We start from the raw sequence: 16,366 nt of genomic DNA on the forward strand, positions 1-16,366 counted from the left end.
ACCTGGAGACCTACCTGTCCGACGCCGAGCACATCATCGTCCGGGCACCGCTGCACGCGGAGGCGCCTGCACCGGCCTCTACGCCCTTGAGCGGCTCGCGCAGGACAACGAGTCTCAGCGGCAGACCATCGTCAACGTCTTCTGCGCCTACCTCCGCATGCCCTTCCAGCTCCATGAACCCTCGATCGCCGGCGCCGACATCGCCCAGATCGAGGAGCATCGCGCCCTCATCCAGGAACGCGAAGTCCGGCTCGCCGCCCAACGCCTCATAACCGTCCACCTCAGAACCGATTCCGGCGAAACCTACTGGGGCGAGCGCGACCTCGACCTCACCGGCGCACAACTAGTCGACTTCGACCTGGGCAAGGCTCGTATCGGAAGCAGCACCTTTCGCCACGCCACCTTCACCGGAAACGCCGTGGTCTACCAGACGGCCTTCACCGGTCACGCCAACTTCGGCATGGCGACCTTCACTGGCAACACCACGTTCTTCAACGCATCCTTCAGTCGCAGCGCCCAGTTCGACGCCGCCATCTTCACCCGCGCCGTCATATTCGACGAGACAACCTTCGCTAAGACAGCGCACTTTCGTAAGGCATCCTTCACCGACGACGCCTTATTCAACGAAGCCACATTCGAAGGCGGCGCCCTATTCGCCGATGCGGTCTTCGCGCACTACGTCGCGTTCAACACGACCTCCTTCGCCGACGACACACTTTCACCGAAGCAACGCTTGACGGCAAAACCTTTCAACCCCCAGAAGAACCCTGACCACCACCGCCCGGTCGCATCTTGGACAAGGATTGAAACGTTCCTGCCATGTTCCGCGACGATGATGGTCATGACCGACGACCCGCGGCCTCCGGCTGCCACCAGTCCGCCGCCGAGCCCGACCTCGTCGGTCCGGCGGCTGCCGGAGCTGACCCGGACGGCGGGCCCGGAGACGACGTCGTCGGGTGCGGTGCGGCCGGTGTTGCGGCCGATCCCCGGTTGGGTGATCGCCGTAGGGATTCCGGTGATGCTGTTGGTCGCGGTCGGTGCGGTGTGGCTGATGCTCGGCATCGGCGTCGACAGCGCGAAACTCGAGGTGATCCGCACCGGCGGCACCCTCGGTGTTGGCCTTGGCGGCGTGCTCATCCTCTGGCTGGGCATCCGGAGGCAGCGCTCCACCGAACTCGACCTGCTGGCCAAGAACGAAGCGGCGGGTGACACTCGCCACGACGCGACTGAGCGTCGGATCACCGAGCTGTACACCAAGGCTGCCGACCAACTCGGCTCGGACAAGGCCGCGGTCCGGCTGGCCGGGCTGTATGCATTGGAGCGTCTCGCTCAGAACACACCCGCACAACGGGACGCGATCGGAAACGTTTTGTGCGCTTACCTGCGCATGCCGTTCGAGCTTCCAGGCGAGCTACCAGCAGACGCAGACCAGGGCACCCGTGATCGCTACGACGCTCGAGTCCGGGAACGAGAAATTCGCCAGGCCGCATTGGACATCCTCATCCGCCACAACACCCCATCCCAGCAGGTGCAGCACTGGCCAGAACTAGCCATTCGCCTGAAGCGGGCGAACCTATGCAGGGTAGATCTGTACGGTGCGGACCTGCACGAGGCAAACCTGCACGAGGCGAACCTAAATGGGGCAGACCTTTACAGCGCGGACCTGCACGAGGCGAATCTAAGCGGGGCAACCCTAGTTAATGCGGTCCTGCGCGCGGCGACGCTGAACCGGGCGAGACTGCAGTGGGCCAATCTGCGCGAGGCGACACTACAAGGGGCACATCTATATGAGGCAAACCTGACTGGGGCGAACCTGAGCGAGACGGATCTGTACAAAGCGGATTTGCGTGAAGCGCACCTGAACGGGGCGGACCTGCGCGGGGCGAACTTGCGTGGGGCGGATCTGCGCGGAGCGGACCTGCGCAAGGCACACCTGGACAAAGGAGCCCTAGACGAGGCGAAGTTGAACGAAAGGACAGCCGTCGCTGACAGCGACAACTGAAGATGCAGAGAACGCCGACGCGGCTCGCCGAGACCTTGCTCCAGCATCACCTGCGACCAAAACATCGCTGACGATCCAGATCGGCGACCGAAACGTTCCCGCCACATTCTGCGACGATGATGGTCATGACCGACGACCCACGGCCCGCGGCCGCCAGCACACCTTCGCCGAGTCCGATGTCGTCGGTGCGGCGGTTGCCGGAGTTGACCCGGACGGCGATGTGGGCCACCGCGCTGATCATCGCGGTGGTGACGGCGGCGGCGGTGGTGGCGTTGTGGTGGCCGGCCACCGCCGGACTCACCGGCCCTGACCTCGTGAAAGCGCGCTTCGACGCGTTGAAGATCGGTTTGAGTATCGGTGTGGGCAGCGGGGGAGTGGTCGCGCTCTACCTCGCCTGGCGGCGGCAGCACTCTGCCGAAGCCGACCTCGACAACCGCGAACGCACCCTCGCCCATCAGCAAGACGTCGCCGCGAAAACACTCGCGCAGCAACAAAAGACCGCGGAGGAGAGCCGATTCGACGCAGCTGAGCGTCGCATAACCGATCTCTACACCAAGGCGGCGGACCAGCTCGGCTCGGACAAGGCCGCAGTCCGGCTGGCCGGACTGTACGCACTGGAACGCCTCGCCCAGAACACCCCCGAACAACGCGAAACCATCGGCAACGTCCTGTGCTCCTACCTCCGCATGCCATTTCAGCTCCCAGCTGACCTCCCGGACGACGCAGACCAGGACGCCCGTGACCGCCACGACGCCTGCACCCAGGAACAGGCCATCCGCCAAACCGCCCTGGACATCCTCACACGCCACACCTCTGCAACCGGGCCGTCCCGCTGGCCCGAAATCACGATCAACCTACGACGGGCGAACCTGGTCGGGGTGAAACTGCGCGGCGTGAACCTGAAGACGGCGAATCTTGGTGGCGCGGACCTGCGAGGTGTCGATCTCCTCAAAGCGAACCTGATCGAGGCGGACTTGATCGGAGCTGATCTCCGCAGCGCGGCCTTGGGCTTAGCGGACCTGCGTGCAGCCGACCTACGTGGGGCTGATCTACGCGGAACATACCTGCGTGAGACAGACCTACGCGGAGCGGATCTACGCGAGGCGGACCTGAGCGGGGCGTACCTGCACGACGCCAACCTGAGTAGGGCTGATCTACGCTCGGCGGACCTAAGCGGCGCGACACTGCGCTGCGTGAATCTAGCCGAGGCGAATCTGTCACTAGGGAGCCAAGATGAGGCGAAATTAGACGCGGAAGCAGCCGCCAATCTGGCAGCAGACCAGACAGACTCCGGCTCCATGTACCCCGCGCCCTCGCCGGCACTGGACGATTAGGCTCTGAACAACGACTCCTCAACGTGATCACTGACCGCACCTCTGTGATCGTCGCTCACTCGCTTGGATCGGTAGTCGCATACGAGACGATGTGCGTAGCACAGGCGCGTCCGGTGACGACGTTGATCACCCTCGGCTCACCTCTGGGCTGGCCAAACCTGATCTTCCACCGGCTCGCTCCCGCCCCGGTTGCTGAATCTGGTTCCTGGCCTGGCAGTGTACGGAACTGGACGAACATCGCCGACCTCGGTGACGTAGTGGCGAACCCGCAGAAATTGGCCCCGTTCTTCGGGCGGAACGTAGTCGACGTCTCCATTCACAACGGAACCAGGGCTCACGACGTGAGGCCCTATCTCACTGCTCGCGAGACCGGGTTGGCTGTGCTGGCTGGTTTAGACTGCTGACCGGGTAGGTGCACGCGAGACTTGATGCGTTTCGAGGCGACAGTCGCCATTTCCGGCGGTGGTCAGGGACGCAGAGCGACGGTATGCCGTCCGGTGGGCCACTTCGATGAGTAGCCGAACGAGGGTCCGGGTTGCCACAGGTCGCAGGCAACGACGGCGGTTGTTTAGGCGGCCGCGGTGGAGTGCGCCGCCCTGGCAGCAAGTTGTTCGGTGACTTCCTCGTTGAGTGCGGTCTTCAGAACGTTCTTGGTGAACAGCTTCAGCAACCCGCCCGGACTGGTCAGCGCCAGCCCGCGGTGACGAGAGCTAACAGTGCGGTGGAGCGGTCGCGGCGAGGTTTGAGGCCACGATGTTTCGCGCGGCTTGGCGTTGTGGATCAACCTCGCTGGAGGCGTGAGGGGTGCCCGTGCAGCGTGCGGCGCGTGAGGCACCCCTCGGTCCCGGTTAGACCGGGCAGACTCCCGAGCGGATGTAGTAGGCGTGGTCGATCTGGGCGGGTGGGCCCAGCGGGGTGCGCCTGCGGTTCACCAGCCGGCAGTAGTCGTTCTCGGTGCCTCCGCCCGCGCGGTCCACGCGGATGAGAATGGTCGTGGGGGCGTTGCAGTGTTCGTAGTAGGCGCCCACGTGGTTCTCCCAGAAGCCGCAGACCTGTTCCGAGGTTGCTTGGGCTGGGGCAGGGGCCATGATCGCACTGGCCACAGCCGTGGCGGCAGCGGCCAGGGACAGGGGCAGGCGATTCGTTCGAGCGTGCCTCGCGGCGGGACGGGCTGTGTCGAGTCCTGATGTTGCGAACGGGTTCGTGAACCAACGCATGTGTCTCGTCCTTTCTCCGGTTCGTAGGTGCCGGACGGGCCGGCTGTGCTTCGTCTCTCGCGAGCGAGGCACGGCTACTGGTTGTAGTGCGTATGGGTTGTCCGGTGCCGAGGGCTGGACGCCGGACAACAACGTCCGGACAATCGGTCACCAGCCTGGGGGAGGGGGTGGTGGAACGTGCCGCGTGCGGAGCGACCACTGGAACGTGATGGTTCAGTCCTCGCCGAGTTCGCCGCTGACCTGCGGAAAGTGCGGGAGAAGGCGGGTGGTCCGTCGTATCGGGAGCTGGCTCGTCGGGCGCATTACTCATCGACGACGCTGTCGGACGCGGCCGGTGGGCGTCGGCTGCCGGGTCTTGAGGTCACGCTGGCGTATGTACGGGCGTGTGACGGCGACGTGGAGCAGTGGGAGCGGCGATGGCGTTCGGTCACCGCGGAGCTGACGGCGCCGCCGACCGGGCCACCGGCAGCAGATGACGAGTCAGCGCCGTATGTGGGCCTGCGTCCCTACGGTGGCGGCGATGCTGGTCGTTTCTTCGGACGGGAGCGGCTCACCGACGATCTCCTCGGCCGGACCGCGGTCCAGCGATTCGTCGCTGTGTTCGGCCCGTCGGGATCCGGGAAGTCGTCCCTGCTTCATGCGGGCTTGGTGCCACGGTTGGTGTCCACCGTCGTCGTGTTCACCCCGGGGGGCCATCCGCTGGAGGAGTGCGCGATCCAGCTCGCAGCTGTGACCGACAGCGGGCCGCGAGCTGTGCGCGACGAGCTGGCGAGCGAGCCACGCGGCCTGCACAGGCTGGTGCGTCGGGCTCTCCTGGCGGAGCCGTCCGGCGCGGAGATCGTGATGGTCGTGGACCAGTTCGAAGAGGTGTTCACGCTGTGTCAGGATGAGAACGAACGATCAGCGTTCATCAGCCTGCTGCTCACTGCGGCGACCGTGCAGGGCAGTCGCTGCCGGGTCGTGATTGGTGTGCGCGCTGACTTCTACCCGCAGTGCGCCCTGCACCCTAAACTCGCCGAGGCGCTGCAGGACGCCCAGGTGACCGTGGGCCCGATGACTGCGGACGAGTTGCGCCGCGCCATCACTGAGCCGGCCCGTCGGGCTCAGTGCGCGGTGGAGAGCGCTCTGCTGACCACCCTCGTCGCGCAGACACACGGCCGGACCGGTGTGCTGCCACTGCTGTCCCATGCCTTGCTGGAGACGTGGCGACGTCGAAAAGGCAACACACTCACTTTGGCCGGGTTTCAGGCGTCGGGAGAATTCGACGGCGCTCTGGCGAAGACCGCGGAGGCCGTATTCGCCTTTTTCGACGACCGCCAGCAGGCCCTGGCCCGTGACCTGTTCCGGCGGCTGACCGCGCTCAGCGGAGGAACCGAGCACACCAGACGCAGAATCGGCACCGGCGAACTCGACGACGACCCCACCCTGGCGCATGTCGTCGACAGGTTCACCCAAGCCCGGCTGCTCACGTGCGGTGAGGACACGGTCGAGCTTGCCCACGAAGCGCTGATCAAGGCCTGGCCACGCCTGGCCGCGTGGTTGGCCGATGATCGCGAGGGACAGCGCGTGCACCGCGAACTCACCGATGCCGCCGCGGCGTGGCGCCGGCACGGCCACGATCCCAGTGTGCTGCTGCGCGGCACCCGGCTCGCCGTAGTGGGTGACTGGGTCGACCACGGAGGACGGCCAAGCAAAAAAGAGCAAGAATTCCTCGACGCGGGCATCGCTGCGGATGCCCGGGAGCGCGACGGGAAAAGGCGAGTGATTCGACGGCAGCGCAGACTTCTCGCGCTGCTCACCGTTTTGTTGCTGCTCGCGGTCTCCGTCACCGTGTACGCGGTGCATGCCCAGGATCAAGTCGCGCGCGAACGCAACACCGCGATAGCTCTCAAAGCGCTCGACGACATCAATAGTTTGGCCAGAAGCGACCCCGGCGGCGCTGCGCTTCTCAGCCTCGCTGCCTACCGATTGGCCCCGTCGACATCGACGCGAGACAGTCTCATTGCCACTGCGGCAGACCAAGCAGTCCTGGACAACGACGACGGCAACCCACTGACCGCACAAGCGGCCGCTGACGGGCAAACCGTCCTGAGGTCCTCCACCGATGACAACATGACGCAGCTCTACCGGGTCTCGAACCATCAGTGGACAAGGTACGGGACTTTTCGCGGCGGATGGAGCGCAAGCGTCGGCGGCAAGGTAGCGGCAACCAGCGACAACGAGCCGACCAAAACCCCCACAGTCAGGGTCTGGAACGTCGATCGGCCACAGATGCCGGAGGAATCCGCTGCTATCCCGGTCCCAGCCCGGGTCGGCGCACTAAGTGCCGACGGGCGGTTCCTCGTGACCCTCGACGTCCCCTCAGGTCCAGACGGTGTGGGGAGAACCGCGTCGGCCAAACTCTGGAACCTGGACGAGCCGCGCCAGCCCCGCTTGCTGGGACCGCTCTCCTGTGACGAACGACCGGACCTGGGGCAAAGCTTCATTTTCGGCACCAGATTCGTGGCAAAGGAGGCGATCCTGCTCCACTGTCTCATCGATCCGGGCAGTTCCACACCCCCAGGGAGATCAGTGCGCCTGTGGACTATCAGCAAACTGAGCAAGCCCACACGAGCGGGACAGTTGGGAGTGGCCAGGCCCGACCCATGGGGCAGCAATGTGATCGTCGACAATAGAGTTGGCCTGACCAGAGAAGCGCGCGGCCTGACCAAGTGGAATATGGAGAATCTCAATCAACCACAGGAAGCCGTGACGACGATCGAGCTCAAGGAGGTCTTGCATGCGGGCGCGATCTCATCTACCGCGAACCTCGTCGCGTTAGCGGACGACGACGGCAGTATCACTGTCAGAAACTTGCAAGAACTCGGAAGTGTGCTGTACACGATCGCGCTGCCAGGGCGGACCGGCTCCGTACACTCTCTCGCATTCGGACCTGATGGCAAAACCCTGATCGGCACCAGCATCAGTGCCGTCTCGGTCGCATGGCGTTGGTATCTCGACCCGGAAGCCGCGGCTAAAGCAGTCTGCGCGCGTCCCAATGCGCCCATCGCCGCGGCCCAGTGGGATTCATATTTTCCAGGTATCAGCTACAAACATCCCTGTCCATAAACGCGCATCCGACCGTCTGCGGCGCGCATCAGATGAGACGTCGGAGACTACGCGATCGAGGCCGCTTCGCTGCGCCGGTCGCGGTATGCGCTCGCCATGCGGCTGATGACCTGGTGCCTGAACAGGTGGTTGGGGTCGATCTCGATGGCGTCGCGGACGGCGGGGGTCGCGGTGAGGTAGACCTTGACCCGCGCTGCAGGGAACAGGGCGGTGCAGCGCTTCGGCCGCGATGATCCGGTAGAACCGGCCGCTTTCGAGGTAGAGCAGACCGAAGAACGCCATCATGGACATGCTCACGGAGGTCTTCCCCGCCGCGGCCGGGCCGTCCACGGCCACGACCGTTTTCGTTGTGGTGTCAGGCATGGTTCTCCTTCGCTCGTGGTTTTTGTAGTGCTCGCGCGGGTCGACGCCCGCTGATGAGGGCCGGGTTTAGCCCTCCTGTATTTGTCAACGTGGGTTGACTCTCTCGCAGGTGGCGGACCCCGACTTTCCGTAGGTGGAGCCGGTGAGGCTGTCGCGGGGCCACTGGGATCGCGACCGGGTGGTTCGGGCATCGATCGAGCGGCCGTTTCCCCGCCGTGGGTTGTGATGCTGGGCGCCGTCACAGCCGGAGCGAGGCAGAGCCGGAGGGGGAGGCCGGGCATCAGGGCGGTTGCTGACGATCCGGTGTGGCAACACCGCGCGGTGTTCCGGCGGGCGCGCTGGCGCATCACGGCCGGCATGATCATTCGTCGGCGGGTGCTACCAGGGGCGCGACCCGGTAGGGCCCGGCGAGGATGGCTCCGGGCAAGGAGAGGTGAGTGCTCCAGCGTCTATCGAGGAGCTGCTCGTCATCGGCTATCTACCCTCGGCTGCGATGTGAACAGGGCCGTGTGGCCGAAACGTTCCCGCCGCGTTCCGCGACGATAAAGGTCATGACCGGCCTGCGGCCACCGGCCGCCACCAGCCCACCATCGAACACGACGACGTCGTCCTCAGCGCGGCGGCTGCCGGTGCCGGCCCAGGCGGCGTCGATGTCGTCGGGGGAGGCGCGGCCGGTGCTGCGGCCGATCCCGGGCTGGGTGATCGCGGTCGGGATCCCGGTGATGTTGCTGGTCGCGGTCGGTGCGGTGTGGTTGATGCTCGGCATCGGCGTGGACAGCGTGAAGCTCGAGGTGATCCGCACCGGCGGCACTCTCGGTGTTGGCCATCCGGCGCCAGCGCTCCACCGAACGCGACCTGCTGGCCAAGTACGAGGCACACGAGCTGGCTGAACGCACCGCCGCGAACACCCTCGCCCATCAGCAGGCCGTCGCCACCGCCACCCAGGCGCACCAGGAACAGGTCCCCGCCGACGCCCGCGCCGACGCCGCGGCCCGCCGGATCACCCGAGCTCTACACCAAAGCCGTCGAACTACTCGGCTCCGACAAGGCCCCCGTCCGGCCCGGCGGCCTCTACGCCCTCGAACGGCTCGCCCGGGACAATGAGACCCAGCGGCAGACCATCGTCAACGTCCTGTGCGCCTATCTCCGCATGCTTTACGAACTCACCGAGCCACCATCGGGCCACGCCAGCAGCGAACGATACGAGCAGTACCGCGCCCTCATTCAGGAACGCGAAGTCCGGCTCACGGCCCAGCGCATCCTTGGCGACCACCTTCAACCCGACCTCGGCACCGCCTACTGGGGCTCCCTCGATCTCGACCTCGTCGGCGCCTACCTCATCGACTTTGACCTGAAAGACGCAAACGTCGGGATCGCGCACTTCGGGCATGCCATCTTCGCTGGAATCACCACGATCACCCGCGCCACTTTCGCCAAAAGCGCTTTTTTTCAACGACGCAACCTTCACCGAGATCGCCTGGTTCAAAGGGACAAAATTCGCAGACTACGCCCACTTTCGAAAATCATCTTTTAATGCAACTGCATGGTTCCGACATGCGTCCTTCCATAGTGTCAACTTTGAGGGCGCGTCCTTCAGGGCTAGCGCCTATTTCAACGAATGCGACTTCAGTCAAGTTACATTCAATCAGGCGACCTTCTCCGAAAGCGTTACCTGCGCGGAAACACACTTTTCCACCACGCACTATTCGGCAATACGACATTCGCCGATCAAGCCAAATTCAACAAGACGAACTTCTCTGCCCCGGGCACATTCGCTGCCGCCACCTTCACCAAGGAACCCGCCTTCCGCGACGCAACCTTCGCCCAGCCGTCAGCCTTCACCACCGCAACACTCGCCGGAAAACCCTACGAGCCACAGGAAGACACCGCCGACAACCCGAAACCCGGCCCGTCCGACCCAGAACGAAGCCCAGGCAACGCACCGACCCATGGCTGAGCGATCATCGCCGAGATCCCTGCCGAAACACCGCAACCGGTTTACGCGACGATGAAAGTCATGACCGACGACGACCCGCGGCGACCAGCCGCCTCCAGCCCGCCGCCGAAGCCATCGACGACGGTGCGGCGGCTACCGGAGCTGACCCGGACAACCATGTGGACCACCGCGGCCTTGATCGCCGTACCAACCGCGGCGGCGGTCGTCGCCTTGTGGTGGCCGGCTACCGCCGGACTCACCGGCCCCGACCTCGTCAAAGTACGCTTCGACGCACTGAAGATCGGGCTGAGCATCGGCGTGGGCAGCGGCGGTGTGGTCGCGCTCTACCTCGCGTGGCGCCGCCAGCACTCCACCGAAGCCGACCTCGATAACCGCGAACGCGCCCTCGTCCACCAGCAGGACGTCGCCGCCATCACCCACGCCCACCAAGAACGGGTCGCCGACGACGCCCGCGCTGACGCCGCGGCACGCCGGATCACCGAGCTCTACCTCAAAGCCGCGGAACTGCTCGGCTCGGACAAAGCCCCGGTCCGCCTCAGCGGGCTCTACGCCCTCGAACGCCTCGCCCAGGACAACGAAACCCAGCGGCAGACCATCGCCAACGTCCTCTGCGCCTACCTCCGCATGCCCTACGAATTCCCGCCGGACGACGCCGACATCGAACAACTGGAGTACCACCGGGCCCTCGTTCAAGAACGCGAAGTCCGGCTCACCGCCCAACGCCTCCTCGACGACCACCTCAAACCCGACCGCGAAACCGCCTACTGGGGGCCCCTCGACCTCGACCTCACCGGCGCCAAACTCATCAACTTCGCCCTGACCAAAGCACACATCGGAACCAGCACCTTCCAACACGCCACCTTCACCGGTGAGACCATCTTCAACGACACAGCCTTCACTGATCAGGCCACCTTCACCGGAGCGGCTTTCGCCAATAACGTCGAGTTCGACGCCGCCACCTTCAACCGCGGTGCCGCATTCGCCGACGCGACCTTCAACGGCCTTGCCGTGTTCGGCAAAACCACCTTCAAACGAGAGGCATTCTTCGCAACCGCCGTCTTTGCCCACCACGCACGGTTCAACGAGGCGACCTTCGACCATGAAGCCATCTTCAGCGCAACCGTCTTCCACGACCAAGCCGACTTCACCAGAACCACCTTCTCCAGCAACGCCGTGTTCGTAGCCGCCGCATTCGACAACAACGCCCACTTCTACGACGCGACCTTCACCGGCACCACCTCCTTCAGCAAAGCGGCCTTCGCCGAAGGAGCCCGTTTCAACGGCGCAACCTTCGCAAGCAACGCCGTCTTCAGCAAAGTGGTCTTCACCGGAGACGCAGTATTCACCGCCGCGAACTTCCGCAACGCCCCCAGCTTCAGCGGCGCGACCTTCGATCACCAACCCACGTTCACTGACGCAACACTCGCCGGAAACCCCCACGAAGCCACGGAAACTGCCACCACCGACAACTCGAAACCTAGCCCGCCGGACTGAGAACAAGCTTCGCCTCGGCGACCCGACGCGGCGTTGGCAGGGATGCCGAGTGCGTCGTCAAGTGCCTGCCGATCAGCCGCGGTGCCGAGCGTGCGAGGTGCTGCCAGCCCGCCCGTGCTCAGTAGGAATTCGGTAGCGGACTCGGCGAGCTTGTGGTGCGGTGCATGCCCGAACGGCGGAAGAGGCATTGTGGCTGAGTCACTCACACTGGTGATCGAGACAGATGCCGGCACCGCGATTCGTCGCGTCCCGGACGTCTCGCCGTTGTCGGATGGCGAAACCCAGGGCTATGCGGCCGAGGACGCCATCCGCGGCGCGGCAGCAACCTGGGGCCTGCCGGACTTCGTGTTCCTGCCTGAGCAGCAGCGGGTCGGGTCCGGAGTGCGTGAACTCGGCGACGGGCTCTTGCTCGTCGGCGACCAGGCGGCCGTGATCCAGTCCAAGAGCCGCACCGATCCCACAGACAATGTCGAGCGCGAGCTGTCCTGGCTGGGCAAGAACGTCACGAAGGCGCTGAAGCAGGGTAGTGGAACGGTCCGTCTCCTGAAGCTCGCGAGCGCGAGCATGACCAACGCCCGCGGCCGTACGGTGCCGGTGGACGGCAAGGACTACACCTGGCTGACAGTGGTCGTCGTCGATCATGCCGACCCGCCGCGCGGTTTCGTGCCACCGCCTGCCCCGACTGACGTTCCCGCGATCGTCCTGCTTCGTCGGGACTGGGAGTTCCTGTTCGACCACTTGCGCTCGACGCGGCACGTGCTCGCCTACCTCCTGCGCGCGGCATGCGCCGGCGACGTTGTTGAGCTGGGCGACGAACCGCGCCGCTACCACGAGTACGCCCTCGCCGACATCGCCGCCGAGCCTGATCCGGTGCACCCCTCGGTCACGGCGCTGGTGGGCGCAAAGGAGACGTCGATCATCTCCAGTTCCCGCGCGCCCTTGACACCGGCCGGAGACGACGATCGGCCGGCGCACGTCATGCTGCGCATGATCATGGAGGACATCGCGAACACAACGATGTCCGCCGAGCAGGAGCCGGACCGGCTGCTCATGCTGGCCGCGATCGACGGGCTGCCGGTTGAGCAGCGGACCGAGCTCGGCGCAAACCTCATTCGCTTCATGGCCTCTGCCGCCCGGCACACCGGCGCCGGAACGCTGACTCACAGCCGGACGGTGATCCCCAATCCCGGCGAGTTCACGCCGCTGGTGTTCCTGGTCGCCTCTGACCTGTCCGACCTGGCCAGGGAAGCGTTGACCATCCGCACCAACCTGTTGCACTGCGACTTCAGCGCAGCCGTCGGCGAGTGGGAGCACTGCACTGTCAGCGTGATGCTCACGCCCAGCACCGTGTCCGGACGGCTGTGGGATACCAGTACGTCGGCACTGTGGGGCGACCTTGGACATTCGCCCGAGCTGGTGGAGCAGATGCGTGCGTTGGTCGCGCAGGCCGCCCTCCCGCCGGCGTCCGCGAACTAGGGCGCCGGCGCGAGCCCAGGAGCCGCCAGCAGGACACTGAGCTGCCAAGGTCTTTCACGCGGGGCTGGTAGTACACCCAGGTCCCGCGGCGCTCGCTGTCGACCAGGCCGGCTTCGCGCAGCACCTTCAGGTGGTGGGAGATGGTCGGCCCGGTGAGGTCGAACGCCGCGGTCAGGTCGCAGACGCAGCTCTCGCCCTCGGCCGAGGTGATCAGCTACAGCAACCGCAGGGGCACCGGGTCACCCAACGCCTTGGCCAGGTCGACCGCCTGCTCGAAGCCGGTAGGGGTGACCCTCCTACTGGGCGAGCCCGCCGCCGTCATCACGGACTCTGAGGCCGACACGGCTTCTAGACGTTCTGGCGCTCGAGCTGCAGATGGTGCATCGAGATTTTGTCAGCCCACTGATCCCGGCAGAACATAGCTGCCTACTGGGGCGCACAAAACCCGAGGTCGCCAGAGAAATCTCTGCAGGATCACCCGGTTGGGCACTGGCCTGGGGCAGTTTTGGTGACCCCGTTTCAAACGGGGTCATGGGCGTGCCCCGGTTTTGCCCCAGTTACTGAACGGTAGCTGAAGTTCGGTGTCACGTTTCTCAAAGTGAGGTGGAAGGAAAAAACTGCCCTACCTCAACTTGTTTACCAAGTGGGCGGTGTTTCGTCACTGTGGAGCTAAGGGGACTCGACCCCCTGACCTCCTCACTGCCAATCAGGTCCGGACAGGGTGCTGACCTGCGGTTATCGAGAACCCGCTGGTCGGCTGGCGCAGTTGAGCTCTGTTCGGTGTGCTTCGGCGTCGTTAGGTGCCGTTGCGATCGACGCTGTGCTCCAGATCTGCTCCAGGAAATTTGGTGTGAGAGTTTAGGGTGGCTGAATGACAACAGGTTGGGCGGCCATGATCTTCGAGTTGGAACAGTCCCCAGTCTGAGAAACGGCAGTCGGCAACCAGCTGGTTAAGAGTCGGCACCTGGGCGTGTCGGACGGTGTCGAGTGATGCCGGACAAGACCTTTCGTCTGGTCGCGGCATGTCCCCGGTGTCGGGGTGTGTCGGACTGTTTCGGACCTCTCGGGCTCGCGGATACCGGGTTCTGTCGCTTGGTCCGCCGACTTTGGAAGGCTTCCTCGTCAGGTTGTTCGGACGCAGACGGTGGAGGAGCGACGCGATCCGGCCGTGCCGTGCCGTGCCGTGCCGTGGTGAGCATGATGGTGGGGAGCGTGGTTGGGCTGACGTTTCTCTTCGGGTTCGGCAATGTCCTTGCCCATGCTCTCTAAGCTGCCCCGCCTCTTCCGGACAGTTGGCTTGGCGTCCCGGTGTGGGTCGCGCCTTGGGCCGCACCCGCGGTCGACCTGGCGATCCTTGTCCGCTCGGCCGGCGCTCGTCGGACACGTAACGGTGTGGCCGGTGGGTGTGCTCCATCGGATGGGGCACACCCACAGGCCACGTGTGAGGTCAGCCTTGAGCGGTGACGAGCCATTGCTGGTCGTCGCCGTTGCTGTCGGCGAACTGCTGCACCTGCGCGCCGTTGTGCGTCCCGGAGTTGAGGACGGAGGCGACGCCGCCGCTGAACACGCTCTGCAGTTTCGCTGCGCCGTTCTTGCCGGTGACGAAGGTCCATTGCTGGTTGACGTCGAGGTGGCAGTTGTACTGCGTGAGCGCCACGCCGTTGCGGGCCTGGAAGCCGGTGACGTCAAGGCACTTTTTCGAGTTAACGTTTTTCAGCGCGTATTTGTGGTCTCCGAGGTCGACGAGTTCCCAGCGCTGTTTACCGCCGTTCACGCAGTCCCACAGCTCGGTCCCACGGCCCTCGGCGAGCGCGTCCTCGACACCGCCGGAGACCTGCAGGCACCGCTGGGACTGAACTCCCTTGAGCTCGATGACACCGGGCTGCATGGCGATGGTCTGACCGGTGTGGTTGACGTCGATCAAGCGCCAGGCTTGATTGCTGGCGTGGGTGTTGGTGTACTGCACGACCAGCGTGGCGTTGTCGGTGCCGCCGCCCGCGGCGGTGGCGGCCTTGCCGCTCTTGACGTTGCGCAGCTCCATCATGCCGTCGTCACCGACCGGGACGAACTCCCACAGCTGCTCGGGAGCCGTGCCGACGCAGTCGCTCTGCACCAGGGAGTCGTTGTTGTTCACGCCACCGCCCGCGACCGTAAGGCACTTGAGGGAGTTGACGTTCTGGAGTGCGTACCTGTCGTTGCCCTTGGCGCGCAGCACCCAGCGCTGCTTGTTGCCGTTCACACAGTCCCACAGTTCGGTGCCGGCGCCGTTGTTCTCCGCGCCCTGCCCCCACAATCCCGCGACCTGCAGGCAACGGCCGGACTGCAGGCCCTTGAGCTCGATGACCAGGCCCTCGGCGGGTTTGGCGAGGTCGAGCTTGGCGGCGTCGTGCTGGCCCTTGTTCAGGAACGCGGTCAGCACAGCCAGCGTCGGGGTCTTGAGAGCTTCCCGGGCCGCGGCGACCAGATTGGGCTGGAACCCGTCCCGCACAGAGGCGTCGAGAATATCCTTGATCTGACGTGTCTTCAGCTCGACGTCCTTGGCATCGCGGGCCTCGATGTCACGCTGGTGAGCCGCGTGCACGCCGGTGGCGATGAACCCCTTCAACGAGGCGGGGGTGCCGGCGTCCAGCGCCGCGCGTGCCGCGATCTTGACCTCAGTGCCGGTGGTCTTGATCCAGATCATGTCCACGAAGTCCCGGTCGGGCAGATTCTTCATGGTGTCGTCGGCCACGATGCCGAGCGCCGCGGAGACGGCCAGGGCCTTGGCCTCCTGGGATTCTTTCAGTTCTTTGGCTTTTCGCTCGGCTTCCTTCGCGTCCGCGATCTCTTTCTGCCTGTCGATCTCCCGCGCGTCGTAAATACCTTTGTTGATGAACTTCTGGTATTCCTCGGGCGTGCTCTCCGGGCGTAGCGCGTCGGCGGCGGCGTTCTTCACCGCGGATCCGTCTTTGGCCTTCTGCCAGACTCGGAAGACGAATTCCTTATCGGACAGGTTAATGACCTCGTCGGTGGCCTCCATGCCAGGTACCTGAGCCACGGCGTTGCGCTTGGCGGTGCGTGCCTTTTGCTTAGCGAGGTAGTCGGCGATCTCGTTGTCGTCGTCGATCTGTTTCGCGGCGTAGATCCCGGTCTTGATGAACCGGGTACACGCGTACTCGTCAGAACTGGTGAACGCCAGCAGCGCGGCGGACTTCACCTCGCTGCCTTCCTTGGCCTTGCGCCACAGTGCGAGCGTGAAGTTCTTGTCGTTGAGGACCAGCATGTCCTCCCGGGCGTTGATCCCCAAAACCGCGGCGGCCTTGAATTTCTCGTCCGTCGTAGACTCTTCGAGCAACGTCGGTGCCGACGCCGCCGCGGGAGTCGGCGCGGGCGAGGGCGCAGCCACGGCGGCGGGCACGCCGAGCGTCGTCGCGAC

At 65.0% G+C, this 16,366-nt stretch carries 11 protein-coding genes and 2 pseudogenes; 6 read left to right on the forward strand and 7 right to left on the reverse strand.

Annotated features, from left to right (window positions below; translation table 11 throughout):
• Positions 1–157 precede the first annotated feature (157 nt).
• Both ACZ5IK_RS42180 and ACZ5IK_RS42185 read left to right on the forward strand, forming a co-directional pair.
• The gene (locus ACZ5IK_RS42180) at positions 158–2,002 is read left to right on the forward strand and encodes a pentapeptide repeat-containing protein (RefSeq protein ID WP_465492845.1); all 1,845 of its coding nucleotides are present in this window, start codon (positions 158–160) and stop codon (positions 2,000–2,002) included.
• Between the two features lie 125 nt (positions 2,003–2,127).
• Positions 2,128–3,336, forward strand: coding sequence for a pentapeptide repeat-containing protein (locus ACZ5IK_RS42185; protein ID WP_465492846.1), 1,209 nt, complete (start codon positions 2,128–2,130; stop codon positions 3,334–3,336).
• Positions 3,337–3,940: 604 nt separating this feature from the next.
• Here ACZ5IK_RS42185 and ACZ5IK_RS42190 read toward each other — a convergent pair.
• Positions 3,941–4,120: pseudogene (locus ACZ5IK_RS42190) on the reverse strand (IS256 family transposase); the annotation flags it as partial.
• 64 nt (positions 4,121–4,184) lie between these two features.
• The gene (locus ACZ5IK_RS42195; RefSeq protein WP_465492847.1) at positions 4,185–4,424 is read right to left on the reverse strand and encodes a DUF6355 family natural product biosynthesis protein; all 240 of its coding nucleotides are present in this window, start codon (positions 4,422–4,424) and stop codon (positions 4,185–4,187) included.
• 306 nt (positions 4,425–4,730) lie between these two features.
• On the opposite strand from ACZ5IK_RS42195, the gene ACZ5IK_RS42200 reads away from it, so the two are divergent.
• Positions 4,731–7,661 carry an nSTAND1 domain-containing NTPase gene (locus tag ACZ5IK_RS42200; RefSeq protein ID WP_465492848.1) on the forward strand — a complete coding sequence of 977 codons (2,931 nt, stop codon included), beginning with the start codon at positions 4,731–4,733 and terminating at the stop codon, positions 7,659–7,661.
• Here ACZ5IK_RS42200 and ACZ5IK_RS42205 read toward each other — a convergent pair.
• The 3 genes from ACZ5IK_RS42205 to ACZ5IK_RS42215 form a co-directional block, all read right to left on the reverse strand.
• Complete coding sequence (locus ACZ5IK_RS42205; RefSeq protein ID WP_465492849.1) at positions 7,620–8,024, reverse strand: (d)CMP kinase; 405 nt, start codon at positions 8,022–8,024, stop codon at positions 7,620–7,622. The genes ACZ5IK_RS42200 and ACZ5IK_RS42205 overlap by 42 nt on opposite strands.
• A 478-nt stretch (positions 8,025–8,502) precedes the next feature.
• Positions 8,503–8,826, reverse strand: a complete 324-nt coding sequence (locus ACZ5IK_RS42210; protein WP_465492850.1) for a hypothetical protein — start codon at positions 8,824–8,826, stop codon at positions 8,503–8,505.
• A gap of 228 nt (positions 8,827–9,054) precedes the next feature.
• Entirely contained in the window at positions 9,055–9,510 is a 456-nt protein-coding gene (locus tag ACZ5IK_RS42215) for a hypothetical protein (RefSeq protein WP_465492886.1), read from the reverse strand.
• On the opposite strand from ACZ5IK_RS42215, the gene ACZ5IK_RS42220 reads away from it, so the two are divergent.
• The 3 genes from ACZ5IK_RS42220 (at position 9,413) to ACZ5IK_RS42230 (ending at position 12,951) form a co-directional block, all read left to right on the forward strand.
• A complete protein-coding gene (locus ACZ5IK_RS42220) occupies positions 9,413–10,036 on the forward strand; it encodes a pentapeptide repeat-containing protein (protein ID WP_465492851.1) in 624 nt (207 codons plus the stop codon). The genes ACZ5IK_RS42215 and ACZ5IK_RS42220 overlap by 98 nt on opposite strands.
• A gap of 5 nt (positions 10,037–10,041) precedes the next feature.
• Positions 10,042–11,475, forward strand: coding sequence for a pentapeptide repeat-containing protein (locus ACZ5IK_RS42225; protein ID WP_465492852.1), 1,434 nt, complete (start codon positions 10,042–10,044; stop codon positions 11,473–11,475).
• Positions 11,476–11,685: 210 nt separating this feature from the next.
• Positions 11,686–12,951, forward strand: coding sequence for a hypothetical protein (locus ACZ5IK_RS42230; RefSeq protein WP_465492853.1), 1,266 nt, complete (start codon positions 11,686–11,688; stop codon positions 12,949–12,951).
• Positions 12,952–13,015: 64 nt separating this feature from the next.
• On the opposite strand, the pseudogene ACZ5IK_RS42235 reads toward ACZ5IK_RS42230, so the two are convergent.
• Together ACZ5IK_RS42235 and ACZ5IK_RS42240 are read right to left on the reverse strand one after the other, a co-directional pair.
• Positions 13,016–13,273: pseudogene (locus ACZ5IK_RS42235) on the reverse strand (ArsR/SmtB family transcription factor); the annotation flags it as partial.
• Between the two features lie 1,125 nt (positions 13,274–14,398).
• Positions 14,399–16,348 carry an RICIN domain-containing protein gene (locus ACZ5IK_RS42240; protein WP_465492854.1) on the reverse strand — a complete coding sequence of 650 codons (1,950 nt, stop codon included), beginning with the start codon at positions 16,346–16,348 and terminating at the stop codon, positions 14,399–14,401.
• Between the last annotated feature and the right edge of the window lie 18 nt (positions 16,349–16,366).

Source organism: Amycolatopsis sp. NPDC031561 (genome assembly GCF_055580625.1).